The sequence below is a fragment of the Streptomyces sp. NPDC020379 genome (assembly GCF_044387105.1).
Classification (GTDB): domain Bacteria; phylum Actinomycetota; class Actinomycetes; order Streptomycetales; family Streptomycetaceae; genus Streptomyces.
This window is the reverse complement of the sequence record NZ_JBIRVR010000042.1, coordinates 1-25815: the sequence shown is the minus strand read 5'-3', so window position 1 is coordinate 25815 and position 25815 is coordinate 1. Positions and strand designations below refer to the sequence as shown.

At 70.3% G+C, this 25815-nt stretch carries 21 protein-coding genes, 1 tRNA gene and 2 pseudogenes; 7 read left to right on the top strand and 17 right to left on the bottom strand.

Annotated elements, in window-relative coordinates; translation table 11 throughout:
- Window positions 1–555: 555 nt before the first annotated feature.
- Complete coding sequence (locus ACH427_RS31880) at window positions 556–3096, top strand: Helicase associated domain protein (RefSeq protein WP_398875237.1); 2541 nt, start codon at window positions 556–558, stop codon at window positions 3094–3096.
- 54 nt (window positions 3097–3150) lie between these two features.
- Here the strand turns inward: ACH427_RS31880 and ACH427_RS31875 are convergent.
- From ACH427_RS31875 to ACH427_RS31800, 16 genes and pseudogenes are all read right to left on the bottom strand, one after another.
- Window positions 3151–3224: transfer RNA gene (locus ACH427_RS31875), tRNA-Met, on the bottom strand.
- Between the two features lie 85 nt (window positions 3225–3309).
- On the bottom strand, window positions 3310–4968 hold the full coding sequence (locus ACH427_RS31870) for a hypothetical protein (RefSeq protein ID WP_398875239.1): 1659 nt from the start codon (window positions 4966–4968) through the stop codon (window positions 3310–3312).
- A gap of 219 nt (window positions 4969–5187) precedes the next feature.
- Window positions 5188–5619: pseudogene (locus tag ACH427_RS31865) on the bottom strand (TniQ family protein); the annotation flags it as partial.
- A 10-nt stretch (window positions 5620–5629) separates the two neighbouring features.
- The gene (locus ACH427_RS31860) at window positions 5630–6751 is read right to left on the bottom strand and encodes an AAA family ATPase (protein WP_398875230.1); all 1122 of its coding nucleotides are present in this window, start codon (window positions 6749–6751) and stop codon (window positions 5630–5632) included.
- Window positions 6748–8877, bottom strand: coding sequence for a helix-turn-helix domain-containing protein (locus ACH427_RS31855; protein WP_398875228.1), 2130 nt, complete (start codon window positions 8875–8877; stop codon window positions 6748–6750). Before ACH427_RS31855 ends, ACH427_RS31860 begins: the two co-directional genes overlap by 4 nt.
- Window positions 8874–9569, bottom strand: a complete 696-nt coding sequence (locus ACH427_RS31850; protein ID WP_398875226.1) for a TnsA-like heteromeric transposase endonuclease subunit — start codon at window positions 9567–9569, stop codon at window positions 8874–8876. The genes ACH427_RS31855 and ACH427_RS31850 overlap by 4 nt, the downstream gene beginning before the upstream one ends.
- Window positions 9570–9995: 426 nt before the next feature.
- On the bottom strand, window positions 9996–10571 hold the full coding sequence (locus tag ACH427_RS31845) for a transcriptional regulator (RefSeq protein ID WP_398875224.1): 576 nt from the start codon (window positions 10569–10571) through the stop codon (window positions 9996–9998).
- Window positions 10571–12142 carry a helix-turn-helix domain-containing protein gene (locus ACH427_RS31840; protein ID WP_398875221.1) on the bottom strand — a complete coding sequence of 524 codons (1572 nt, stop codon included), beginning with the start codon at window positions 12140–12142 and terminating at the stop codon, window positions 10571–10573. The genes ACH427_RS31845 and ACH427_RS31840 overlap by 1 nt, the downstream gene beginning before the upstream one ends.
- Window positions 12139–12426 (bottom strand): helix-turn-helix domain-containing protein, encoded by a 288-nt coding sequence (locus tag ACH427_RS31835; protein ID WP_398875235.1) that lies wholly within the window; start codon window positions 12424–12426, stop codon window positions 12139–12141. Before ACH427_RS31835 ends, ACH427_RS31840 begins: the two co-directional genes overlap by 4 nt.
- Before the next feature lie 62 nt (window positions 12427–12488).
- Window positions 12489–12962 (bottom strand): hypothetical protein, encoded by a 474-nt coding sequence (locus tag ACH427_RS31830; protein WP_398875219.1) that lies wholly within the window; start codon window positions 12960–12962, stop codon window positions 12489–12491.
- Window positions 12963–13545: 583 nt separating this feature from the next.
- Complete coding sequence (locus ACH427_RS31825) at window positions 13546–13854, bottom strand: hypothetical protein (RefSeq protein ID WP_398875217.1); 309 nt, start codon at window positions 13852–13854, stop codon at window positions 13546–13548.
- 58 nt (window positions 13855–13912) lie between these two features.
- Window positions 13913–14125: a hypothetical protein gene (locus ACH427_RS31820; RefSeq protein WP_398875215.1), complete on the bottom strand. Its 213-nt coding sequence runs from the start codon at window positions 14123–14125 to the stop codon at window positions 13913–13915.
- A gap of 264 nt (window positions 14126–14389) precedes the next feature.
- Window positions 14390–14896, bottom strand: a complete 507-nt coding sequence (locus ACH427_RS31815) for a universal stress protein (RefSeq protein WP_398875213.1) — start codon at window positions 14894–14896, stop codon at window positions 14390–14392.
- Window positions 14897–14901: 5 nt separating this feature from the next.
- Window positions 14902–16158, bottom strand: a complete 1257-nt coding sequence (locus ACH427_RS31810; protein WP_398875211.1) for an SLC13 family permease — start codon at window positions 16156–16158, stop codon at window positions 14902–14904.
- Between the two features lie 972 nt (window positions 16159–17130).
- Window positions 17131–17358 (bottom strand): hypothetical protein, encoded by a 228-nt coding sequence (locus ACH427_RS31805; protein ID WP_398875209.1) that lies wholly within the window; start codon window positions 17356–17358, stop codon window positions 17131–17133.
- Between the two features lie 433 nt (window positions 17359–17791).
- Window positions 17792–18739: pseudogene (locus ACH427_RS31800) on the bottom strand (GlxA family transcriptional regulator).
- Window positions 18740–18927: 188 nt separating this feature from the next.
- Between ACH427_RS31800 and ACH427_RS31795 the strand changes: the two are divergent.
- Together ACH427_RS31795 and ACH427_RS31790 are read left to right on the top strand one after the other, a co-directional pair.
- Window positions 18928–19611 (top strand): DJ-1/PfpI family protein, encoded by a 684-nt coding sequence (locus ACH427_RS31795; protein WP_398875233.1) that lies wholly within the window; start codon window positions 18928–18930, stop codon window positions 19609–19611.
- A gap of 714 nt (window positions 19612–20325) precedes the next feature.
- Complete coding sequence (locus tag ACH427_RS31790; protein ID WP_398875232.1) at window positions 20326–21492, top strand: serine hydrolase domain-containing protein; 1167 nt, start codon at window positions 20326–20328, stop codon at window positions 21490–21492.
- Window positions 21493–22057: 565 nt separating this feature from the next.
- Here ACH427_RS31790 and ACH427_RS31785 read toward each other — a convergent pair.
- Complete coding sequence (locus tag ACH427_RS31785; RefSeq protein WP_398875207.1) at window positions 22058–22624, bottom strand: class I SAM-dependent methyltransferase; 567 nt, start codon at window positions 22622–22624, stop codon at window positions 22058–22060.
- 56 nt (window positions 22625–22680) lie between these two features.
- Between ACH427_RS31785 and ACH427_RS31780 the strand changes: the two genes are divergently transcribed.
- The 4 genes from ACH427_RS31780 (at window position 22681) to ACH427_RS31765 (ending at window position 25509) form a co-directional block, all read left to right on the top strand.
- Window positions 22681–23529: an AraC family transcriptional regulator gene (locus tag ACH427_RS31780; protein ID WP_398875205.1), complete on the top strand. Its 849-nt coding sequence runs from the start codon at window positions 22681–22683 to the stop codon at window positions 23527–23529.
- Between the two features lie 486 nt (window positions 23530–24015).
- Window positions 24016–24573, top strand: a complete 558-nt coding sequence (locus ACH427_RS31775; protein WP_398875203.1) for an N-acetyltransferase — start codon at window positions 24016–24018, stop codon at window positions 24571–24573.
- A gap of 187 nt (window positions 24574–24760) precedes the next feature.
- Window positions 24761–25036 (top strand): hypothetical protein, encoded by a 276-nt coding sequence (locus ACH427_RS31770; protein WP_398875201.1) that lies wholly within the window; start codon window positions 24761–24763, stop codon window positions 25034–25036.
- A 281-nt stretch (window positions 25037–25317) separates the two neighbouring features.
- Window positions 25318–25509 carry a hypothetical protein gene (locus tag ACH427_RS31765; protein ID WP_398875199.1) on the top strand — a complete coding sequence of 64 codons (192 nt, stop codon included), beginning with the start codon at window positions 25318–25320 and terminating at the stop codon, window positions 25507–25509.
- Window positions 25510–25815 lie beyond the last annotated feature (306 nt).

The window sequence follows — 25815 nt, the reverse complement described above, 5'->3', positions numbered from 1 at the left end:
CCGCAGACACGACGCGCCGTCGCTACGCGACGGAAACCCCATTGCCATCACTCCGTGATGGCCCGGGACTTCGTCCCGGAATCCGGGCCACTCCGTGGCCCAGGAGGCCAACTCCGTTGGCCTCGGGCTCGGATCGCTCCGCGATCCGGCCTGACGGAACACGCTCCGCGCGTTCCTAGGGCTGGCTAGAGGGTATGAGGGTGGCGGTGCGTCGGGTGACGGGAAATCAGTGGACTGATCTCCGCCTGCTGTTGGGGCGAGCACAGACGAAAAATGCCGGGAAACGTTCACCACAGGGTTCCAGGATAGCAGAAACAAACAGATCAGAACACACCAAACAAGCCGCATGCGTCATCCTTCCAGACCCGCTACCTTATGGAGAGACGAGCCACCCCCGCTACAGGTCCCAGAGACCCAGGTGGGATGCTAAGTACGGACCAAAAAACCGTTCAAAAAGAGGAACCAGATCCAATCGTCCAGCCCGCTGGATTCCGGAAAAACCGGATCCCAGCGGACCCGAAAAAGCGTCAGAAGCGAGCGAGAAAGGGAAATTGCATGCCGGGGAAAGAACTGTTCCCGCATCAGGTGGAGGCCGTCGACGCCGTCCTCCGCGCACTGCAGACACCCGCTGGTGGACACACGCCGGCTGAGGGCCTGCGAACCCAGGTCATCGCAGCAACCGGCTCGGGCAAGACGCTGATCGCCACCGAGGCAGCCCAAAGGCTGGCCGCACAGCGGGTGTTGATCCTGGTGCCGACTCTGGATCTGCTGACACAGACCGCGGCCGCATGGCGCGACGGCGGCCGCACCGGAGCAATGCTGGGGGTGTGCCGCCTGCGGCCCGAGGACTCCGACGGCATGCCCTGCACAACAGACTCAGCCGAGCTCGTGGAGTGGATGCGGGGGCTGGACCGGGTGACGGTGTTCGCCACCTACGCCGCCGTCGGCCTCGGCATCCTCCAGCGCGCCCACGCCCAGGGCCTGGCCGTATGGGACCTCATGGTCGTCGATGAAGCCCACCGGACCAGCGGGGACGCAGGCAAGCCCTGGGCCGCCGTGCACGACCAGACCAAGATCCCGGCGGCCCGCCGGCTCTACATGACCGCCACAGCTCGCGTCTGGGAGGCGGCCGGGAGCAGTCGCGACGAGGAGCCGCGCCTGATCGCAAGCATGGACCCCGACTCCCCCGTCTTCGGCCCCGTGGCGTTCAAGCTGACCCTGTCCGAGGCCGTCAGCCGCGGACTAGTCGCCCCCTACCAAGTCGTGTGCGTCGACATCACCGATCCCGAGCTCCACGACGCGCACCAGGTCGCCGGCCCCGGGTCGGATACTGCGCGAGGGGCGCGGCTGGCGGCGCTGCAGGCGGGGGTGCTGACGGCGGCGGCGCAGGAGGGTCTGCGGAAGGTGTTGACGTTCCATAGCAAGGTCAGCGAGGCCGAAGCCATGGCCGCCGGAGTCGTCGGCGCCGCCGAGCGGCTGTGGGAGGACGATCCGCGGCGGTTCCCGGCGCCGGAGCGGGTGTGGGCCGACTGGCTGTACGGCGACCACTCCCCCGGCCACCGGCGGGCCGTGCTCGCCGAGTTCGCCTCCGACGTCATCGAGGACCAGGACGGGCTACGGCCGGCCGCGCTGCGCCTGCTCAGCTCCGTGAAGGTACTGGGCGAAGGGGTCGACACAGCGAATTGTGATTCCGTCGCCTTTTGTGATGCACGGGGATCGATGATCGATATCGTGCAAATGGTCGGCCGCGCACTCCGGGTGAAACCTGGGGAAGGGAAAATCGCCTCGCTGATCGTTCCAGTATTCCTCGCTCCAGGTGAGACTCCGGACGAAATGCTGACCTCTCCGGCCTACGGCACCCTGGCGAAGATCCTCGAAGCGCTCCGCGCACACGACACCGACACCATCGAAGCCCTCGCCGACCCCCGTGTGCGCAGCGGGAGTTACGAGCCGAAGGAGGAAGCCGGTGAAGAGGGCCAGGAGCAGCGGGAGGGTGAGCAGGGGCCGAGTGCGCCCGCGCGGGAGCTGCTGAAGTTCTCCGTGCCGCGGGATCCGGCGCTGCTGGCCCGGTTTGTGAAGTTGCGGGTGATCGAGCCGGAGAACAGCTTCTGGCGGCGTGGGATCGAAGCGTGCGTGCGGTATGTGAAGGAGACCGGCGCTGTGCAGTTGCGGGTGCCGTACGGCTTCGTCACGCCCGACGACTGGTCGCCGGCAGGGTTTCCACTAGGGACGTGGCTGGCGGACCAGCGGCGCTTCAACAAGGCCGAGCGCCTGGCCGCGGCCCGGGTTGCTGAGCTGGACGGGCTCGGGATGGTCTGGTCGCACCAGGACGTCGCGTTCGAGGAAGGGCTCGCTGCCGCCCGCAACTGGGCTGCGGTCCACGGGCATTTCCTGCCGCCGGCCACCGCCGTCTGGGATGGCTACCCCGTGGGGACCTGGGCGAAGAACCAACGGACCGCGGCCCGGCTCGCGGACACCATCGCCGAGCGGCGCGAGGCCGGCCTCTCTACCGGATCCACTGCCAAAGCCCTCACCCAGGCACGGCGCGAGGCGTTGGAGGAGATCGACCCCGCCTGGTGCCCAGCATGGGACGTGGGGTGGCAGCGCTGCTTCCGCCTCACCCAGGCCCACGTCGGAGACGGCGGAGCGGTGCCGACGGCGGCGGGTGAGGTGATCGTGCAGGGCGAAGACCTCGGCCGCTGGGCCTGGGCATGCCGCCTCGGCTGGGACGCGCTCATGCCCGTCCAGCAGTGGCTCCTCGAGAACGTCCTCGGCCTCACCCCGGCCGAAGAGGACGAACGGCCTGCGAAACGCACGCAGGAAGACAAGTGGGCGCTCAACCTTCGGGCGGCACGCCAGTTCCACACCCGCGAAGGGCACTTGAACGTGCCCCGGAAACACATCGAGCACCTGGAGCCGGAAGGCGGGCCGACAGGCCGTCAGGGCAGCGCCGAGGGGCCTGTGGCGGTCAAGCTCGGCATGGTCCTCGACAACATCCGCAAACGCGCCGACAAACTCACCGCACAACGCCGCACAGACCTCGACCAGTTGGGGATGCGCTGGACCAGTGGCGCGGCGGGCAAGAGCCCACGGTAGAGAGCCTGGAATGCGGAAGGGCCCGGATCTGTAGACCCGGGCCCTCCTCACCAGTAGCGGGGACAGGATTTGAACCTGCGACCTCTGGGTTATGAGCCCAGCGAGCTACCGAGCTGCTCCACCCCGCGTCGGCAGCCCCCACCGTACGCCATTACAGCCGACGCCGCTGACCACATCCTGCCGGGGCCGGTCTGTAGGGTCTCGCGCTTTACGTCATGAGCCATCGCTTTGAACAGTTGCTTCGTCGTCTGTCTCAGAAGCTGCCCGGCGTTTTCGTCTCACAAGACGTGTCACTTCCTCGGCAGAGACCGCGCGGATGGCCGCGACGAGCCGTTCTCCATCGGGAGTCAGCCGTTGCGGGGTTTTGGGTGTCGCCCGGATGAGGAGCCGGCGGCCAAGTTCTCGTTCAAGGCGCAGGGCGTGGTCGGAGAGCTGTCGGGCGGGGACGCCGGTCTCGCCGGCGGCTTGCATCATTGAGGGGTAGGCGGTGGCGGCAGCGAACCGTTCAAGGCGCAGCCATGCATAGCGGCTGGTCATGGCTGGTGCGAGAGCTTCGGCCGGCGACAGGTCGGTCGAGCCGGTGGATTCGGGTGTGAAGCCGCTCCGGTACTGCTCGCTGTCGGAACTGAGCCCGTAGGTGTCGAGAGCGTGTGGCAGCGGGATGGTCCTGCTTGCACTGTCGGTGCCGGTGATCCGAAGGCCGTCGAGCAGGTGGAGCGGAGGCGACCATGCGACGGGCTCGCCCTTGATCCCTTGTCCGGCCAGGAATTCCTCTGCCTCCCGTTCCAGCATGACCAGCGTTTCCGGTGGAGCAAGTCTTCTGAACTGTGCTTGCTGGGAACGGAGTTGGACTGTGCAGGTTGGTAGTGCCTGTTGAGTCCCGCTGATCCTGCGGATCAAGCCGTGGCGGGCGGCTTCGGTTAGTCGCGAGAGGTCTTCGGGGGCTGCGGTCTGGGCGAGGATCGCTTGCCACCGGTGACTGGGAAGCAGGTGCTCGTAGTTGAGGGTGCGGCGTCGCTCATAGTCGATGACCGCGGGGCGGTCATCGAGGTGGTCGGCGAGGCGGGTGAGTGCGAGTGAGAAGTCGTTCCATGACTGCTGGCGGGCAAGGCGCCGTGTCACCCGGGAAACGGTGAGGGGGTCGGTCGGCGAGCCGAGCATCTCGATGGCGTTCTTGTACGTCACTTCCTGCCCCGCCGTCAGGAGAAGGACGGACAGAGCGGAGGCCAGCGTGTCGGCCGGATATCCGTCGAGTGTGCCCAGTCGCGCTGTCCATGACGGCCAGCAGATCGCCGGGATTTTCCTCGCCCGTTCCCTTGCTGGGTAAGGGTCCGTCCCCGGCCGGCGGGGGAAGCCGGTTGCCGTGCGATAGCGCAGTTGCAGGCTGGGGCGAAGTGCCGGAGCGATCGAGGCGAGGTGGATGGCCTCGAGCACCGGGCTCAGCTCGCGGCCCCAGTCCTCGATGCTGCTGGCGATGACCGGTTGGGCCAGGTGCGGGCGGCGGGCCTGGTGAATGGTGCGGATCAGTGACCCGCCGGTTTGGACGTCGGGGTCGTTGAGGATGTGCAAGGCGATGGTGACCGCGACCGCGGTGCTGGTGGCGCGGGTCGGAGCCATGAATCCGGGGCGGCGGGCAGGTTCTCCTGGCAGCAGGAACCCTGGCCGAGGATGGTGCGGGACCGATGAACCGGACGGCTTGGACGTGAGATAGACGGTGACCAGGTCGTCCGGCAGCAGCTCGAGCAGGTACTCGTCCGGCAGGTCGGTCAGGACGCGCTGGGCGACGGCCCGGATGTCCATGAGGACCTGACGGGCGGGCTGCGGGCGATGGGTGTAGGCGCCAGCGGTGATCACTGTCGGGTTCTCGATCATCTCCTCGAGTTGCTTCTGCGCCTGTAGCGCCGGGTGGTCTGCGCTGAGTTGAAGTGATGGAGTGTCCGCCAGCGCATGCCCGCATCCTCGGGTGTGCGGGGCATCCGGCTGACGGGGTGCGTGGCCGCAGAGTCCGGGGCGTGGAACGGACTGTCCGGAGTGGGGCCGGTGGCGAGGGAAGCGGCCGCAATCCGGACAGCAGTCGGCGAGGAGCCGACGGTGCCGCGTGCAGGCGAACGCCCAGCCCAGGCGCCAGAACAACTGCCATCGCCCGTGGTGTTCGCGGAGGCAGTCAGGGCAGTAGCGCGACCCGCTGCCCCGTCCCCAGAGTGTTTTTCGGTCGACGTGCCGGTGCTTGAGGTCGAGGTGAATGGCGTGGGGGAAGTAGCGGGCGAGGGTCATTGTGGTGATGGTCTCGGGGACCAGACCGCTCGCGCGGGCCAGGCGGTGGACTTCCTCATCCCGCAGCAGGATCGTCCAGTCGGGCGGCCTAAGATCGCCGGCGCCGCGGGAGCCCTGGGTCCTGGCCGGGAACCCCAGATGGTGAAGCGTCTGCCCGAAAGGGGTGTCCGTTCTCGCGGACATCGCCTCGAGCCAGGAGTCGAGGGCCTCACCGGGCAGCGGGGCGACACGAAGGGGGAAGGTGCGCACCGTAACCGGATCAGGCAGCCTTCCTGCGCGCCTGGCGGGGGCGGCTGGTCCGTCTGCCCCGCTCGAGGGCTGCCTGGAGTTCCTGGCGGGCCTGTTCGGCGGCCTCGTCGTTCTTGACCGTCTCCAGAAGATCGCGGTCCAGGCGTTCGGTGCCGGTGCGGATGGCTCGCTGGCAGCCGCGGTTGATCAGGGTCATCAGTGAGCCGATGTGGCCGGTTGAGCGGGCGAAGAGGTAGTCGGACAGGTCGTCGGCGAGCATGCCGGGGTAGGCGTCTGTGAGCACGATGCGCTGTTCGAGGGCGAGCAGCAGCTGGCGCCATTCGCGGCGGCCGGTCTCGGAGCCGATGGTGAAGGGGCGCATGTCCAGGCGGGTGGTGCGGCGTCCGGTCTGGGCCATGACCGTCTCCTGGGCGGTGCCGCCTTCGGTGAACAGTCCTTTGTCGGCGAGGTGGACGCCGACCATCAGCAGGGTCACCGGGAACTCGTTCGCGATCCATTTCAGGTGGTTGCTGACCTCGATGCCGCTGCTGTGGTGCCATCTGAGGAAGTGCAGGTCGTCCAGGATCAGCAGGCGGGTCTCACAGGAGAGCACGCAGTCCAGGGCACGTTTGCCGAGCTGGGCGGTGGTCCCCCGGTCACGTCCGGGGTGGCCGAAGAATTCCAGCAGGGACCGGTTGAGGTCTTTCATGCCGGTGTTCCCGGTCAGCCCGATGCGGCACACCGGCCACCGCTCGTGCCCCTTGCTGGTCAGGGCTCCTTGCTCGCCGGTTTCCCTGCGGTGGAAGTCCCGCGCGAACGCCAGCACCGCTGTGGTCTTGCCCAGGCCCGGGAACGCGTCGACGGCCACGGCCCCTTTGGCCTTGTCGCCGTCCTGCAGGTTGCTGTCGACGATGTCCCACAAGTCCTCGTGCAGCGCGGCTAATTGCGGCGTTCTCACGGGGCCGAGGTTGGCGTGCCACACGCGGCGCCGCCGGTGGTAGGCGGCCCGGGCACTCGGGTGCAGCGCGGACAGCTCGGCACTGGTCAGCGGCTCGGGGCGGTCGCGCCGCGGGGCGTCGGCGAACGCACGGAAGTCCTCCTTGCGCGACAGCGCCAAATTGCCCGGGTCCGGCGTATCCGCCGTGCTGCTCACACGTCCTCCAGGGCATCGGCGTAGAAGTCGTCCTCATCGAAGCCGTCACCGAAGTCGGCGGCGTCGTCATCACCGGTCTCAGGAAGCGCATCGGCCGCGGGCCGCCGCGGGCCCGGGCGGCCAAGGAGTGTGGAACCGGGCGCAGGAGCAGCCGCGCCCTCGGCGGGCATGACGGTTTCGGGAAGTTCGATCGCGGTTTCGCGGGCCAGCCGCAGGGCCATGCGCCGTTCGGCGCGGGTGTCGCCCAGCCCCAGCCGCCAGCGCTCCAACAGGTCGGCCATGGCCAACCGGTCGTCCGGGTAGCGGTAGCGGGAGGCGGCCAGCTTCCGGGCGAACGCCAGCGCTTCCTCGCTCAGCGGCATCCCGTCCGGCGGCGCATGCTCCCACAACAGGGCGCGCCAGCGGCGGTCATCAGGGTGGCGGAAGTAGATCCGGGTGATGTCATCGGGGTCCACCTGGAACGGCCATGTGTTCGTACCCGGCCCGTTGTACGGGCTCCGTGTACCGGGGGCGGGCAGGCCGGCCCCGCGGTATCGGCGGCCGCCGATCTCCACCCCGTAGTGCTGGACGGTGCGCCACTCGGTGCGCAGGAATTCAAACGCCAGATCCGGATCCCTGGGCGCTTCGATGTAGCCGGAGCGCGCCATGCCGTGCTCGAACATCGCCGCCGGGGACAGTTCCAGGCCCGGCAGGCCCGCCTCGACGAGGCCCTGGTGCGGGCGGTGGTGGTAGACCACCGCCACCCACTGGCGGATGATCGTCTCCAGCTCGTCGAGGAAGAAGAACGCCTCGCCCTCCGGGCTGCTGCCGCGGGAGGCAAGGTCGGGACCCTTGTAGCCGGGCAGTGCCTGCAACAGGTCCTCGCGCAGCGTGCGGAAGAACCGCTTCAGCGGCCCCTTGTCCCGGCCGGTGCGCAGCCGGGCGGGCTGGATCGAGATGCCCATCCGGCGGCAGACCGAGGTCAGGTGCTGCGAGACGTAGACCTTGCCGTGGTCGACCACCAGGGTTTCGGGCACCAGCGGCGGCCCGGACAGCCCCGGGCCCTGGACGGCGCCGGTGTCGACCAGCACGGTGCGGGGGATGCCGTGCTCCGGCCACACCGCATGCCCCGGCCAGCCGGGGCCGGACGGGCGGGGGCGGAAAGACTGGTACAGCACCGCGCTGACGTCCACCGCCTTCGTCGAGACGGGGGTCAGCCGGATCCCGGTGATGCATCGGGTGTACCAGTCCATGCCGGCGGTCAGTTCCGCCTGCACCCAGCGCAGCGTGAGCGGATCGCACGCGAACACATCCAGGCGGGTGGAGTCCATCAGCAGGTACTCCCCCGGCCGCACCGGCCGCAGCTTCCCGTACGGGCCCGGCGGGCGGGCGGCGATGTCCCGGTTGCGTTTCGTGCTCAGCCTAAACAGCGGGTGCTCCCGCTCCAGCTGAGCCAGCACCCGGTAGGCGGTGGCCTGACTGGGCTGCGCCACCTTCCGTTCACCGCCGTAGCGGGCCGCCGCCCTGGCCCGGGTGAGCTCAATGACCCTCTTGCGCGACGGCTTCGAGGCATCGGTGTGCTCGGCCATCACCTCCCGCGCTACTGCCACCCAGCGGTCATCCACACGGCCGGCCGCCTTCCCTGTGCCGCGCACCTGGTCTGCCAGTCCGGCCTCGCCGCGGTGGCGGTAGGCCGCGGCCCAGCGCCGGATCGTGCGGTCACTCACGCCGAGCTCTGCGGCCTTGGCCCGGTAGCGGGCCTCCAGCGGCACCGCAGCGGCGTACTCAGGCCGGGGCTCACTGCAACGGGCCAGCTCCGTGCTTCCCGCCGTGTACCCCGTCAGTACCTCTCGGACGTGACCGGCCCGCTCCATGACCTGCTGGCGCTGTGCGTCGTCCAGCTGGGACAGCACCACGGAGGCAATCTCTCCCACGTCCTGCGAGGACGGTCCCGCCTCCTCGGGAATGATCTCGGCACGGCCGGAGAACAGCAGTTCCCTCACCGACAGGCGCACCAGCCGGCCCCTGCCGTCCTTCAGGACGGCCTCGCTGCCCGCCGCGGTCGCGGTCATCTCGACGATCTCGGCCATCTCACCGTCGTAGCGGAAACGTGTCCCGATACCCACCCGCGCTGCGGCCCCGCTCACGACGCCCTCCGCAGTACCTGCGACGAACTCAGCGGCCGGCCGAGGTCCACCGTGAAGTGGCCGTTCCACAGCAGGTGGTAGACCGCCGCCCTCACCAGGGGCCCGGGCCGGCCGGGCCGGCATGCCGCGGCGTGGCCCAGAGTCATCCCATCGAGTTGGGCGCTGCGCAGTTCCTCCACGAGTTGGGGGCTGAACAGCCAGGGCCTGCGGTAGCCGGCCAGGAACCGGATGTTCGCCAGCACCACCGGCGACGGCTCCTGGAAGACCTCATACCGCCAGCCGCGTGCCTGAACCGCCTGCCGGGTCCAGCCCAGTGTCCGCTCGACCTCCGGCCGGGAGAGCCGGCAGGCGGGCTTGACGTCCACCACCACCGGCCCGTCATCACCGGTCAGGAGATAGTCCGGGATGTGCCTGCACGGCTGGCCGTCCACCACGGCCGTCAGCAGGAACGGCTGGGCCACGATGCCGCGTACCGACGGGTCGAAATCCGCGAACAGCAGCCTCGCCAGCTCCAGGCGCGACTCGTAGATGACGTGATCACTCGTCGTCGAAGACCAGTACGTCCCCGAGTAATGCCGCTGCCCCTCGTACCAGCGGAACGTCCGCCACGGTGCCGCCGGATGCAAGAACGTGGCAGGCGCCGTGTCCCACGCCCGCTCCTCGATCCCCCCGTCGCGGTGACGGACGCTCACCCTGACCGACATGACATCCCGCTCCGGCCCAGGCATCCGCGCCCCCTCTCCGCCCCAACCCGCGCCACGCTGGCATGAGTTGAACCGGACAGACGCCCCTTTCGCGGACCCGTCACCCGATCGGGTGAGCCAGCTGACCAGCCATTCTCACTATGACGTCAGATCTGACACCCCGCGTAAGAACGCCCCCGCAGCCAGGAGCAGCAGCCCAGTAGGTTCTCATCCGCCATGTCATGTGCCGACGCCACGACCAGGGATGTTGCAGAATTCTCAGGCCGTGTCACCCCGGGGAATTCTCATGCCCCGTGTCAGATCCTCGCCCCGGCACGCAGCCCCGAAGCCGTGACCAGCACGTTCTCAGAACATGACATCCGCCTGACATCGGACCTGAGAAAATGACACGGAATCTGAGAACCTACAGGTCCTCTACGCGGCGAAGCCCACACTGGTGCAGAACTCGTACTGGCCCCACTGACTTCCCAGATCCGGCAGCACATCCGCGGTCCACGCGTCGTCCAGACCCTGCTCGTCCCCGGCCGCCCACGCCGCGACGATCCGCTCCCAGCGGCGTACGTTCATCGACCGGTACTCGATGACGCGCTGGTGCGGCCGGGCGACCTGCGACTGATTCAGCGGATGGAACTCCACCCTCGTCCCGCGCCCCTGCCGGTCCAGGCGGGCCAGGAGGTGACGGGCGACATTCTGACGGCGCACCACACGATACGCCGCATCGATACGCTCCAGGTTCGCCTTCGACGGCTTCCTCCCGCCCTCCAGCCACGCCTTCAGCGTCCGGCCGGTGACCGACAGCCCGGCCTCCCGTGCCGCCGCACGCGCATGCTTGGTGCGGGTGAGATAGTGCAGACGCGCCAGCAGACCGCGCCTGACCGTGACAGGAGTGACGATGCCACCCGCGAGCTCGTCCAGCCTCCGCGCCACCAGCTCGCTGCCCCTCACCCCCCTCGCACCGAACTTCCCGAACTCGATATTCCGCTCCGGCACTACCCCTGCCCCTCCCCGGCGAAGCCATCGACACCGGCCCCGGCGGTGTAGACGTCCTTGACCTTGACCTCGGTAACACCACGGCCTTCGGCGAAGACACGCCGCCACTCACCGATGACATGCAGCTCGTCGGTGCCCATCGCCCGCACAACCGTCAGCCCCTCGTCATGCGCTTTGAGAGCCTTGAGCCACAGGTTCGCGAACGCCTGCGAACGGATGATGTGCATCCAGTCCGGCCGGTACAGCTCCCGGTTGTAATTCGACTCCCCCATCGTCGAGACGAACTTCGAGTACATCGCCTTCACATACTCCAACGTCACCTCGTCACCCTCGGCAAGGGCCATGTCGCGGGCGTCCTTCAGCGCGATACGGAACTTCTCCAGCAAACTCTCCGTCGCACCGGAGGTATAGGACTCGTGGACCTCGGGCGGGTCACACAAGCCGTGCTTCGGGCCGGACAGGCGCAGCAGGAGGCGCAGGGTCGGCTCGGTGACCCACAGCGGTCCGGGCTCGTCCCGCTGGCCGATCGGGTTGGGCAGGACCGCCTCGTGCTCCCATACGGGCGGGGTGATCAGGTGGACACCGGCGCGGCGCCGGTCGTGCGGGAGGCCGGCGGAGTGCTCGAGCCGGCCGAGCGGCAGGTGCGTCTTGAGGGCGCTCAAGTAGGCGCCGTTGATGTCAAGCGCCGTCACCTCGTGATGGCCAGGCGGCAGCTCATGCCGGGTCCACTTGGGGCGGGCCTCCCAGATCTGGTCCGCGCCGCGGGAGGTCTGCTTCCTGAGGATGTCGGGGATCCACGGGTGGGCGATCACGTCGTAACGGGCACCCTTGCGGGTCTCGTCCAGCAGCCGCATCGCATCCGGGATCGCCCGCTTCAGCAACGCGGCCGTTGCCGCCTCGACGTCACCGTGGTGCTCGGCGAGCGCAGCCTGCACCGCCTCGCCGATCAAGTCGCCGGGGCCGGACGGCTCCTGGAACGCACGCCGGGCCGGACCCTGGGAACGCCCGGACGGACGCGCCGCCGTACGCGATGCGCGCGACGGCGGCTTCCCGGCCGGAGCGGTCTCGGGCTGGGCGGGCGGCGCGGTGGGCTTGTCGGGCGCGGCAGCGGCTGTCTGGCAGTCGGCCGGGTCCAGGTGCTGGGCGAACCCCGCCACCCGACTCCCGGCCGGACGCCCGCACAGCACGCACGGCTCGGGCGCGGTGAGGGTCTCCACCTCATCACCCTCTCCGCCCTCTCCGGACACCGGGGAAGCCGGAGAAGTGCCGGCCGCGGCAGGAGCCTGCACCACGGCCTCGGCGGCAGACGGCACCACCGGGACACTGTCGGCGGCGAACTTGGCCGCCAGCCCCTCCAGCAGGTACGCGTACTTGGTCCGCATCTCGCCGACCGGGCCCCTGTCCTTCTCCCAGGCGGTGACCGTGCTCGGGCTCACCCCGAGCGCCCGGGCCACCTGAGCCTTCGACAACCGGGCCTGCTCCCGCAGTTCCTGTCGGACCTTGGGGGCGGGGAGCTCGGCCTCCGGACCGACGGCTGCGAGCAGCGAGTCGATCGCATCGAAGTCACTCACCGGGCCACTCCCTTCTCGGCGGCGCGTGCACCGCGGCGCCGGGCGGCAGGCAGCGTCTCACACGCCCGGGTCGGACCCGCCAGCAGATCCAGCGCAGCAATCCCGTAATGCCCGGCCAGGACATCGACATCCCGCAGAGTCCACGAGGTGGCACCGGACTGCCGGCGCGAGACCTGTGTCTGCGTCAACCCGAGCACCGCAGCAAGCGCCCGCTGCGAATCACCTGTCGCCTGCATCAACGCGGCCACCGTCAACCGCAACGACTCCTCCAACCCCAAACCCATACCCATACCCCCACCATACCCGAAAATGATGCAAATAACGCATCAAACCTGGGGGTTAGTACTTACAAATGCGCCCTGCGCCTGGCCTCCACGAGAGGCACAGGGCCTGTCAGGGCCCGTAACCCGCCACCGAGCCCGGCGGTCAGCAGCCCGGGTACCGCCCGCGCACACCGGCGGGCCGCGCGCCGGGCATCCCGCTCCGCCTGACGCGCCTCCTCTGCCGGCCGGTCGGACAGGCACCCCGGACACACCAGATCCAGCACCCGGCGCCGCAGAACCGGGTGCAGCCGGGGCCCGGGCAGCAGCAGAGCGCCACGGGCATGACGACGCACCACACGCGCACTCGTCCCGAGGACTGTCGCGAGCAGCCGGGTGTTGTTGTCGTACCGGGCCAGGAAGAACGCCATCTGCGCCTGGTGGCCGGCGGGGAACCGCGTGGCCGCCTCGGCCCGCTGCTCAGGAATGAGATGGGCATAATGACGCTCGCAACACAGCACCTTGATCTCCCGGACACCACCCGGCGAATTCGTGTTCACCGCACCAGAGCCCGCCCGGGCCCGCCCGGCTTCCGCCTCACCGGGCACAGGACCCAACAGGAACGCCACCTTCGCCGACTCGGCTTCCAGCGTGCTGACATGGCCGTCGAGGATGACTGGCCGTCCAGCCCGAGACTGCCGGCGAGGGCGGTCAGGGCGCGCCGTTCGCCGCCGGTGGTGCCGCCTCTGCCGAAAAACCGCAGCCGCCAGTCCGGATGCGAGGCGACGACACCGGCGAAGGCCCTGATGAGGAGGGCGTAGCGTTTCACCGGGATGAGCCGCCCCCGGCCACCACGACATTGCCGCAGTGCCCGGCCGGGTTCCGCCGTCACGGCGGGGACACTGTTCACAACGGCCTGCACCCGCACGCCGGACAAGCCGGCAAGCCGAGTTGACGGTATGCCCGCGCGACGGCTTCGGCCACGGCGGCGAGGACATCCAGCAAGAGGTAACGCTGGCATACCTCACGACGCATGCGCCATCCATGACCGGAAAAGAGCCAGATGTTCCTGGCCCACTCCGATGACGCCCGGGCAGGCCAGCCGGGCGATACGCACGTTCAGCCCCGGCCCACTACCGACAATCACACCTGCCTCAAACCGGACAGACAACCGCCGACGCGTTCATCCGTGAGGCGGCTGTACTGCCGGTGCCGGCCATCCGCACGGGGAAAGACACGGGCAGGCCGGGCATGGCGGGGGTCGTCGCCGTCGTCGTGCGCGGAAGCACGGCGCAAATCCACCGGATACATCAACCGCACATCCGGTTGTGCACCCGCAGCCGGCATCCCGCGGTAGCGGAGGACCAAAACAATCTCCACAACGCGGTAGGCGACACCCCATACGACGACAAAGACGACAAAGACGAACGCCGGCCTGACCACGCCACCCACGCCACCCACGGGATCGAGCAGCGGGACACCGATCCCCCAGAGGGGGGGCACGGGCCGTTCAACGGTGGTGGTGAAGGCCGTTGGGGACAACGGTGCCGATCAGCGTCTTGCCGGCCAGGTGCGCTTCCCCCGCGATGTGCAGGGCATCGAGGGCGTCGTGCCCGGCAGTGGCATTGACCAGCAGTTCGGCGTCCGCCCCCGCGCAGGCGAAGGCCACGAGCCGGGCGCCGGGGCAACGCCGCAGCCGGCAGGCAATTGACCCGGTGCCCATGGCGTCCGGTGCGGTACGGGCCAGGGTCGCCCCGGGATCGCGGATCCCCGTGGCCGCCTCGTGGCCGAGGGCGCCTCAGGGCGTGGGCGCGGCCGACAGGGCGGTGCCGGGCACGGCGATACGCAGCAGGCAGGGTCCTCTTCACCAGCGCGGCGGAGCCCGCGGGCGGGGCAGCGTCCGGGCAGGCTCCGCCCGTACGTACGCTGACGCGGACTGTCAGCTGCCGCGCGGGGGGCGGCCGCTGTGCCGGCGGGGTGCCTGGGGCTATCGGTGGTGGGGAGGGCGTGGTGGCGGGGGCGGGGGCGGGATCGTGGTGACGCCGGGGGCGGTCCCGGGCCAGACGAGCAGGACGGGGCAGGGGGCGTGGTCGACGATGAAGCGGCCGGCGGGGCCGAGGCTGCGGGGCCCGAGACGGGTGCGGTCGCCGTCGCGGGCGAGGATGAGCAGGCCGGCCCCTTCGGCGGCGGCCACGACCTCCCGCTCGACGCGGCCGGTGCGCTCGGCCCGGCCGCACGGGCGGCCCAGCCGCTGCGCCGCCTCGGTGAGGAGCCGGCCGCCGGAGGCCGCCGCCAGCCGCTCCACCCGTGTGCCGGGATCACGCTCGGGATGACCGCGGCCCAGCAGCCCGGCGAAAGCACCGTGCGCCGCACCCGGGACGTCGGCCGGGGTGACATGGAGCAGCGTGATGTCCGCGTCCTGGGGTGCCTGGGCGCGGGTGGCGTCGATGCAGGCGGGCCAGGTGCCCTCGGTGATCCAGGCGATGACTTTCATGGCGGTCAGCCTCCGGTGAGGGTCAGTGAGGTCCACAGTGCCAGCACCGACAGCCCCAGGGCGGCGGGCACGGTGAACGCGCCGAGCCGGGTGAACGCGCCGAGTTCGACGTCACTGTCGTGTTCGTGCACGATGTTGCGCCACAGCAGCGTGGCCAGGGAGCCGGCGTAGGTGAGGTTGGGGCCGATGTTGACCCCCAGCAGCACCGCCAGGACCGCGCCCGGCCCCGACGGGGCGGTCAGCGGCAGCAGCACCAGCACGGCGGGCAGGTTGTTGATCACGTTGGCCAGCACCGCGGCCAGCGCGGCGATGCCCAGCAGGGCCGCGAGTCCGGTGCCGCCGGGGAGCAGGTGGGCCAGCCCGGCCGCGAGCCCGTGGTCGACGACCGCGCGGACCACGATGCCCAGGGCCAGGACGAAGGCCAGGAACGGCACTGCGGCAGCGCGCCCGATGGCGGCCGGTGTGGTGCGGCGCCGGGCCAGCGCCCGCAGGGCGAGGACGGCGGCGCCGGCGAGGGCCGCCCAGGCGGGGTCGACTCCGAGCGCCGAGGCCAGGACGAACCCGGCCAGCGTGCACGCCACCGTGACCAGGGCGAACACCGGCAACTCGCGCGGCTCGGCAACGGCCGGGGCCCGGGCCCCGGCGTCCAGGTCGGCGGCGAAGAACCAGCGGAAGACCCCGTACTCGGCCATGATCGCCACCAGCCACGGCAGGGCCATCAGCGCGGCGAAGTGGGTGAAGCTCAGCCCGCTCGCGGTGAACGCGAGCAGGTTCGTGAGGTTGGAGACCGGCAGCAGCAGGGATGCGGTGTTCGACAGGTGGGTGCAGGCGTAGACATGCGGTCTGGGCCGGGCGCCGAGCCGGGCGGTGGTGGCGAACACCACTGGCGTGAGCAGCACGATGGTGGCGTCCAGACTGAGTACCGCCGTGATCACCGACGCCGCGGCGAACACCTGGACCAGCAGGCGGCGCGGACGGCCTGCCGCACTACGGGCCATCCACGCCCCGCACGCATGGAACAAACCCTCGTCGTCACACAGCTGGGCCAGGACCAGGACGGCGGCGAGGAAGCCGATCACCGGCCCGAGCCGCGCGGCCTCGTCACGGGCGTGGTCCAGCGAGATCGCTCCGGTGGCGATGACCACACCTGCCGCCGGGACAGCGACGACCGCCTCCGGCCAGCCGAACGGACGGATCACGGCACACGCCAGCACCGCCAGGAGCAGAACGACGGAGACAGCCTCCGCCAGGCAGGAGTTCACGGTCAGATCTTCTCCCAGCCGTATGACACAGCGGCCGGCGCGTCCGCCGGACCGTCATGCGCCGTGAGCTGCCCTGCCCCGGACGATACATAAGGTGAAGGCGGCCGAGCAGGGCAAGAAGGTGTCCGCCGACCGGTGCACCCAGCTCGTGACGAGTGCGCGGACGCGGAAAGAGGACGTGGCCCCGGGCCAGGCGGACGGGCCGGCCGGTCCCGGAAGCCCTGGCCATCGGCTTCGCCGAACGCCTCGGCGAAACCGCAACTAGCCCGGCCACCAGGCGGAACATGGAACGCTGAAGACCGACACGGGGGTGACGGCTCTCGACACACCCCTGAAGGCCGAACTCAGGGCCCACACGGTCGCCGCCGTCAAGAAGGCCCTCACCGCATCCGTTACCCCGCAGACCGTTTCTCAGCAATCACCTCCCGCCCCAGGTGGAGCCGGCCGCGAGATGCAGGACCGCCCGCCAGACCGTTGCCGCCCTGTCGTAGCGGATAGCCAGGCCGCGCCACCGCTTGAGCTTGCTGGCCGGGCAGGCCGCACGGCGAGGTTCCCGCTCCGGGCAGGTCCTTTCCCGCACGGCCCCTTCCAACCCGCCATACGAGAAGACCGCCGGCCTCTGTCCGGCCGGGGGCACCTTCCTCAGGCCCGCCGGCCGCCGGAACCCGGTTCCCCGAAGCCGTGCGCAGGGACTCCCGGCAGGCGCTTGCGCCCCATCCGGACGTGATGCTGCTGCCTGCGGTTCAGGGCCGTGGAACAGGACGGTCCCGGGTGGACGGTCGGCAGCGGTGCGCAGGCCAGGGCACAGTCACGATCGCGGGGCGAGGCGGGACAGCCGCAGGCGAAGCCGCAGGGTGGGTGGGACCGCGGTGCCAGGAACGCGAAGACCAGGTGCCGGACCGGCGGGACAAGAGCGGCGTCCTCCCGTTCCCGCTGCCCGGACGCGACCACCGTCTCGCGGCCGCGGCCCGGTCACAGGCCGGCTCGGACCACCACCGGCACGCCACCCACAGCACACCCCGCCCCACCGGCACAGCGGCGGGGCGGGGTGTGCTGTGGGAACAGGCCCGCGCACAGCACCATGAACACCACCATGAACACCACCCCGAGGACCACCCCGAGGACCGCGGCGGCGAGCCCGGTGCGGGAGTCGCGCCGCCGCAGACCTGCGAGCTCGCGCTCCACGGTGTACGGCGTCACGGCGTCACGGCATCGCGCTCGGGCCACAACCAGAGGTGCCCCAGGGTGACATCCCCGCCCCGTCCGAAGCGGGCGGAGGACGCCGCGTTCCACGGTGCCGATCCGCAAGGTGGCGGGCTGACGCCTGAACGCGAGGGCATCCGGCCGGGGGCCGCGGGGCGGTTTGCTGCCGGTTTCGCTACCCGGGGGTGGACGGCGGCGCGGGCAGACCACCGGACTCCCGCGAGTTCAGCAGAAGTACCCCACGCGGCTGCGACCGCCGGTCGCCACGGCACAGCCGCGGTCAGGACACGGCGATCGGTGTGAGCCGCGTGGTGCGGTGCACTCGGCCACCGTGGTGGCCGGCCCGCGGGCGCCGGCCCGCAAGGTGACCGGCACCACCGGGGTGCCGGGTGGCCGCCGGCAGACCACCCCGGTGGACGTGATCCTGGTTTCAGCAAGAACGGCGGAAGGCCGCCCGGCAGGCCTGCGGTGTCGTGCCGGTGACGCGCTTGAACCGTTCACGGAAAGCGCTCGCGGATCCGAAACCGGCCTGCACAGCGATACGTTCGACGGGATGACCGCTGTTCTCCAGCAGGTACTGAGCATGCCGGACGCGTGCGCGGAGCAGCCACTGCAGCGGGGTCGTGCCGGTCTGTTCGCGGAAGCGGCGGCTGAAGGTGCGGGTGCTCATGGCACAGCGGGCGGCCATGGCCTCCAGCGTGAGTTCCTCGCCGAGGTGGTCCTGGATCCAGGCCATGGCCGGTTCCAGGAGTGAGCCGCGCGGCAGCGGCGGGGGCTCGTGGACGATGTACTGGGCCTGACCGCCCTCCCGTTCCAGGGGGGTGACGGCCCGTCGGGCGGCATCCGCCGCGACGGCCGAGCCCAGGTCACGGCGGACCAGGTGCAGGCACAGGTCCAGGCCCGCGGAGGCCCCGGCGGAGGTGAGCAGCGGGCCGTTGTCCACGTAGAGCACGTCCGGGCGCACCTCGATTTCCGGGTACTGCCGGGCGAGCCGGCCGGCGGCGGTCCAGTGGGTGGTCGCGGCCAGGCCGTCCAGCAGGCCGGTGGCGGCCAGGATGAAAGCACCGCCGCAGATCGAGGCGATACGCGCGCCGTCGGCGGCGGCCTCACGCAGTGCCTGGAGAGCCTAGGCCGGGGGCGGCCCCGCGTGCTCCTGCCGGCCGGGCACGATGACCGTGTCGGCACCGGCGAGGCCGTCCAGCCCCCAGGGCACCCGGATGGTGAACGCCTCGGTCGGTACCTCCGGCCGGGTTCCGCAGACGCGCACCCGGTAGGGGCGGCGCCCGTCCGGCAGGCGCACACGTGTGAAGACCTCGACCGGGACGGCCATGTCGAAGGCCACCGTCCGGTCCAGCGCAAGAATCGCCACGGTGTGCATCCACGCAGACTACGCCCGCCTCCCGCCGCAACACACAGCACAGGCAGAGGAGTTGAGGGTCGCGCAAGCACTGGCCGGCGACGTGGCGAGAACTCGTCGAGTTGTGTCGTTCACGCCCATGGCCGGGGCCTGCCGTGCCGCCTAGCGTGAGCGCGGCAGTCATGAACCGGGAGAAACGAGAGCCGCCGATGCCGGCCCAGTTCGTCCTCTTCGATGGTTTCGACCCGTTGGATGTCATCGCTCCGTTCGAGGTCTTCAGCGCCGCCCGGGCCTTCACCGACCGGGTGACCGCCGAACTGGTCTGTGCGGAGGGGGCCAGGCAGGTGCCGAGCGGAATACCCGGCGTCGCGCTGACGGCCGCCGCCCCGCTGGCCCCCGACCGGGCGGACCTGGTCGTCGTGCCGGGCGCGGCCGGCAGGCTCCCCGGGCAGGGCGCGCACGACGGCGGCGAGGAACAGATACCCGTGATCCTCGGCCGCGCGCTGACCACCGGACTCCCCGCACTGCTGGCCGACGCGCTGGCCGCAACGGGCACCACGGTGGCCACGGTCTGCGGCGGGTCACTGGTGCTGTCGATGGCCGGGCTGGTGCACGGCCGCCACGCCACCACCCATCACCAGGGCCTGGACCTGCTGGGCGCGGGCGGTGTGCAGGTCACCCCCGGCCGGGTCGTCGACGACGGCGACCTGGTCACCGCCGGCGGCATCACCTCCGGCCTCGACCTGGGCCTGTACCTGCTGGAACGGGAGACCGGGCCGAAAATCGCGCTCGCGGTGGAGCAGCTGTTCGCCCACGAGCGCCGCGGCGTCGTCTGGCGCGACCACGGGCCCGTGCCGGTCTCCCCCGCAGCCGGCGCGGAACAGCCACGGTGACCAGGCTCCTGCTGACCCCGCACATGCTCGCGGCGATCGCCGCCGTCGGCCCGTGACAGCGGCGGGCCCCATGTTTCCCGCCACGGCCCGCCGTGCCGCCGGCACGCCCGGCCAGTACCAGGCACTCGCCACGGTGCCGGGCGCTGCACCGCATCTGCCGGGTCTACGCCGCCCACGGCTTGGGCGAAGAGCCGGTCCGCGTGCTGGTGACCTGCCGACTGCGCGAAGGCACATCGACCGCACCGGCTTCCCCGGCTGAACAGCACCTTCACGGACGCCTTCACGGACACCTTCACGGACACCTTCGCGGACTGGAGACCACCGCTTCCCTCCGGTGGTGCCACAAGGGGCCCGTCGCCCTCAGGGTGCCGCGCCCGGAAGTCCCCGAGAACGTCCCGGCCGGATCCGCCCGGCAAACCGGCCGCGCAGCGCACTCTCGCCGGCATATGTCCCTTGCCTGCCATGCGGTGCACCGCCGGTCGGGCGCTGACGGAGCCGACCGGTGGTGCAGGTGGGGCTGGCCCCACCCGAAAACGGGTGGTTGGCGGGATCCCGGGCACGGGCCTCACCCGCACATGCTGGACCCACGAGACCAGCTGTCACCCACCCGCCTCACAGGAGCCATACGTGTACGAGCACGCGCACGCAGCACACGGATCACGTTCATCCGGGAGGAGAGGCGGCGGCAGACGCGGGACGCGGAGGTTGCGAGGCATCGCTGCCGGGGCGATCGCGACGGCCGTGATAGCCGCCGGATTCACCCTGCCCGCCTCGGCGGCGGCCCTTAAGGACACCGGGCAGACGTCGACGGCACGGGCCGGACACCGGGCCACCCAGGCGGCCTTGGACAGGGTGGTCCAGGGCGGGCCGCCCGGTGCGATCGCGTACGCCGAGCAGGGGCACCACGCCTGGGCAGGCCGTGCGGGCACCGCCGATCCGGCAACCGGCCGGCTCCCCAGGGCCGATGACCGGTTCCGGGTGGGCTCGATCACCAAGACGTTCGTGGCCACGGTGATGCTCCAGCTGGAAGCCGAGGGGAGACTGAGCCTGGACGACAAGGCCGACCACTGGCTGCCGGGCCTGGTCCGCGGCAACGGGCACGACGGCAACCAGATCAAGCTGCGTCAGCTCCTCAACCACACCAGCGGCATCTACAGCTACACCGACGACGCGGACTTCACACGCAAGGAATTCGGCACCGACTTCCTGCGGCACCGCTACGACACATGGACACCGGAGCAGATCGTCCGGCTCGCCCTGACCCACCGGCCGTCCTTCACCCCCGGCGACCAGTGGGGCTACTCCGACACCAACTACGTCCTCGCCGGAATGGTGATCCAGAAGGTCACCGGCCACTCCTACGCCCGCGAGATCGAGCAGCGGATCCTGCGCCCGCTGCGCATGGACTCCACCACACTGCCCGGCACCCGGGTACGCGTACCAGGGCCCAGCGGACGGGCCTACTCGAAACTGACCGGGGAACTCGCCGGCTCCGGAACACCGGACAGCGCGACGTACGACGTCACCGAGCTCAACCCCTCCCTCGCGGGCGCCGCCGGAGAAATGATCTCCAATACCCGTGATCTCAACCGGTTCTACCAGGCCCTGCTCTCCGGTCGGCTCCTCAAGAAGCGCCAACTGGAGGAAATGACCACAACCGAGCCGATCGAGACGATGCCGGCCGTCTCCTACGGCCTGGGCCTGATGAAGATGAAACTGTCCTGCGGCATCGACGTATGGGGACACAACGGCGGCATCCAGGGCTCCATATCGCAGACCATGGCGACCACGGACGGCAGACACGTGCTGTCGTTGAACTTCAACGGCGACTGGAACGTCCATGAACAGCGTGCCGTCGAAGCCGAGTTCTGCGGCGCATGAACAACGAGACCACACCTTCCGGCCTTCCGGCCTTCCGGCCCCTGGCAGGCCATGCATCCAACGGCCTGCCAGGGGCCGGAAGGCACGCTCCGGGCACTGGACGGGTTCAGCAACCGGCGGACAGGCCATGCTCAGGCTCAGGCTGCGGGCCTACGACCAGGACAGGCACCGCGCGCCCCGGCTCCAGCCAGAGCCCCGGCCACCTCCGGCCCGCACCACCAGGCGGATGACACCCGCCCAGCCGCCGACACAGCCGATACAGCCGATACGGACATACGGGCAGTCCCCGGTGGGCAGCAGAGCGCCGCCCTACGGCCAGCCGCCGCCACGAGACCGGCCAGAGCACCACACCCCGCCCCGCCCCGCCTCCAGCCACCCTCCAGCCAGACCCCCACAACAAGGCCCAGCACGCCACGGGCGGCGGTCAGCCGGGCGCAGAAACCGGAAGGAACGCGGGCTACGGACATGCCGCCAGCGCGGCAGCGACCGGACACCGGTCCCCGGATGAGCCGCGCGCGCCGTCCCCTGCGCGGCACGCACACCCCCACCCAGGGCCCCCGCCACCTCACCCCCGCCTCGCCACGAAACGGAAACTCCCCTCTCCCACCGTCACCACGCACTCCCCGAACCCCGCCCTGCGCAACCGCGACTCCAGCGTCAGCGGGGGGACCGGCACGCACGTGTCGCCGAGGTGGACCAGCCGGAAGCGGGTACCGCCGAGGGCGTCACAGCCGGCGAAGACACCGCCGGGGCGCAGCACACGGTGGGCCTCGGCGAAAAGGCGGTCCTGGGCGGCTGCCGCCGGGACATGGTGAAGCATCGTGAAACACGCGACCGAGTCGAAGCGCTCCCCGGGCAGCGGGAGGTCGGCGCCGTCCCCGTAGACGACGTCGACACGGTCGCCGAAGAGCAGCCGCAGCCGGGCCACGTACGTCGCGTCGGACTCGACCACCGTCAGCCTCCCGGCCTTGCGGACCAGGACCCGCGTCGTCGCCCCGTAACCCGGCCCGATCTCCAGGCAGTCCGCGCCCAGCGGGACATCCTCCAGGGCCCACGGCAAAAGATGATCGCGTACAGTGCGGGCCCACCGGCCGGAGGAGCAAAGACGGCGGTGAATGAGGTTCATCGGCATGTGACCGAGGCTAGAAAGAAAGCAGTGGTGTCGTATACGGGCCAGGAGGTCAACTCATGTCGCCAAAAGGACAACCCCGCAACAGCCAGTCCCCCGACGGACAGTCCCCCGGCGAACGGCCCCCCAGCGGACAGCCGCACCTCGTCTCCCCGCCCGGCGCCGCCGTCGCCGTCGCCAGCTTCCCCCTCGGCAACGGCGAGTGGTTCGCCGACCACGAACACCCCGCCCACCAGCTCGCCTGGGCACCCCACGGCGTCCTCGCCGTCCGCGCCCGCAGCCGTACATGGGTACTGCCGTCGACCGTCGCACTATGGATCCCCGCAGGCATCCGGCACGCCACCGGCGCCACCTCACCCGCCCTCCTGCGCAGCCTCTACTTCTGGCCGGACCGCTGCCCACTGACCTGGACCGAGCCCCAAGTCGTCCCCGTCTCCGGCCTCTTACACGAACTGATCAACCACCTGGCACAGGACCCCGACTCCCTCCCCGCACAACCCCGCCGACGCGCCGAGGACGTCATCCTCGACCTCCTCCACCCCGTCTCCGTGACAACCGTCCGCGCACCACTGCCCACCGACCCCCGCGCCCGCCGCATCGCCGACGCCCTCCACGCGAACCCGGCCGACGGGCGCACCCTGACCGAATGGGGCACAGCCGTAGGCGCGAGCACACAGACCCTCGCACGCGCCTTCACCTCCAGCACCGGCATGACCTACGGGCAATGGCGCACACAACTGCGACTACAGGCAGCCATGCCGATGCTCGCAGCAGGAGCAACAGTCTCAGCCGTGGCACGACACGTCGGCTACGCGTCACCCAGCGCATTCATAGCGGCCTTCCGACGAGGCGTAGGCATGCCACCAGGCACCTACTTCACCCCCACACCACCTTCCCGACACACATAACCACCACCACCTCCACCACCTCCACACCCCGACCCCACAGACCACACAACCCCGCCCAGGAGAAAAACCACCCGACCAGCCCCACCCACAGCCAGACCACACACGACAAACACAAGCAACACCCCCGACCACACCTCCCACACCACAACCACAACCACCGAACCCCACACCACCACAAACCACACAACAAACCACCAGACACAAACAACGACCTCCACTCCCTCCACGGCAAAGCGCTGCGGGTCCTGGGCAGGCCCCAGCACGCCGAGGCCCACGCACACGCCGCCCTCTCCGCTGTCAGCGCCGGATACACCCGCGACCGCGCCCTCTACGGCGTCCACCTCGCCGAAGCCCAGCTCGCCCAGCAAGAACGCGAGCCGCCGCCGACACCGTCCGCCGCGCCGCCCACCTCGCCGCCGGCCTTCCCGGCAGCGCACGCGTCCACACCGCCATCCGCCGCCTCACCACGACCCTGGAAGCCGCCCGATGACCACAGCCACCGTGCCCGACAAGTTCATCCGCACCCCGCTGACCGAGGAGACCATCGACGCGATCCTCACCGTCTACGTCGACGCCCGCGCCGAGTTCCAGCACCTCGAGCACTACCAGCTACCCCGCATGCGCACACAACTCCTACGCCACGCCCAGCGCCCCGGATGCGTGGCCACCGTCGCCTGGCAGCGGGAAAACCCCGTCGGCTACGCCTACGGCTGCCCACTCGGCCCCGACAACACCTGGTGGCCGAGGGCCTACCCACCACCACCGACGGACATCACCCGGGAGGACGGACAGCGCACGTTCCGGATCGACGAAATCGCCATCCTGACCTCCTGGCGCGGCACCGGCACCGCCCGGAAAATCCACGACCACCTGCTCTCCGGCTGGACAGGCCGGGCCACCCTCATGGTCAGCCCCCTCGCCGGAAACGGAAAGGTCCAAGCCGTCTACGAGGAATGGGGCTACGTCCCCGTCGCCCACGCCCAGCCCCAGAACACCTCCCCCGTCCTGACCGTCATGATCCGCCCCGGGCAGAAAACAGCCTGACCCATCAGTCGGTGCTCTTCGAGCGTTCACCGCTGGAACGCATCCAGCACCATCCAGGCACTCAGCGATGCGCGGATCGTCGCCCTGGACCTGGTCGCGGGCGCGGAGATGCATCTCAAGCGCGGCAGCATCGAGCAGGCGTACGCCACCTGGCACCGGCCGGAGCGCCGTCGGGACGAGCACGGCAGTGCGCCAGCCGCTGACCGCGCACGGCATCACCCGGCACCGCGTCCACCAGCTCGGAGCGGCACTGGTCACCGTCACCCTGGACGCCGCCGGCGCGCAGGCCCTGGCCACGCTCCTCGTACAGCGCGGCGAGATCCCGGACCATGCGCGGCATGGTGATCAGGGGTGGGGTGAAGGGCCGGCTGAGAATGTGGCCGCCGTGCTCGCCGAGGCCCTCGTCGTCCACGGGCTCAGCACCTATGCCCGCTTGCCGATGGACAGGTCAGCGCGGGGCTGACGCCCGGCGCCGCGCGAAGCATCGTCGCCACGCTCGGCAGCCGCCCCTCCATGGGCTCCCGTACCGGACACCGCCGGGGCCTTGGGCCCGGCTACAAGGGACTCAACACCGCCTGATCTCAGGGCGCCAGTTCGCGCTGGAGATCTTTATCGACCGCGGCAAACGCCACTTCACCACGTCAGGCTCCGTCCCTGTGCGAGCCGCCGTGCGCAAGCCAGGGTGCGGGGTGACACTGGCCGGGTGGGAATCCCCACACACCCCACCGCTCAGGAGAACCGATCATGGGTGACGCCTACGAAAAGATGCGCGAAGAGCTCGACCGTGTGCCCTCCGCCGAGGAACTCAAGCTCCGCGAGGAAGCAGCCAGGATCGCCAGAGAGAGCGAGGGCAAGCCCAAGAAAGGCCCCTACGGGCCCATCGGCCTCATTCCTCTGCCCGACCTGATGGATGACATGGACGACGAGAAGAAGTAGGCAGGACGGGCCCGGTGCCACTGCCCGGCAACCCCGGGCACCGGGCCTCACCCACGCACGCCACATCGGCACGGGCTACCCCGCCTCCTCACCGGCCAGCACCCGCACGACACGCCCGGCACCCGTACCCCCGCCCGGCCTTCGTCCCCGCTACCTACGCGGGCACGACCTCCAGCGCGGGATGCAGGAGGGCCTCAACCGCTCCGCAGTAACTGAGCGTTTGGTCCGTTGATTCGTGTTTGGTCCTGGGGTTTAGGCTCCGCGCCAGTTCGGGGTGGTTTCGCCGGTGAGGCGGCGGGTCATGAG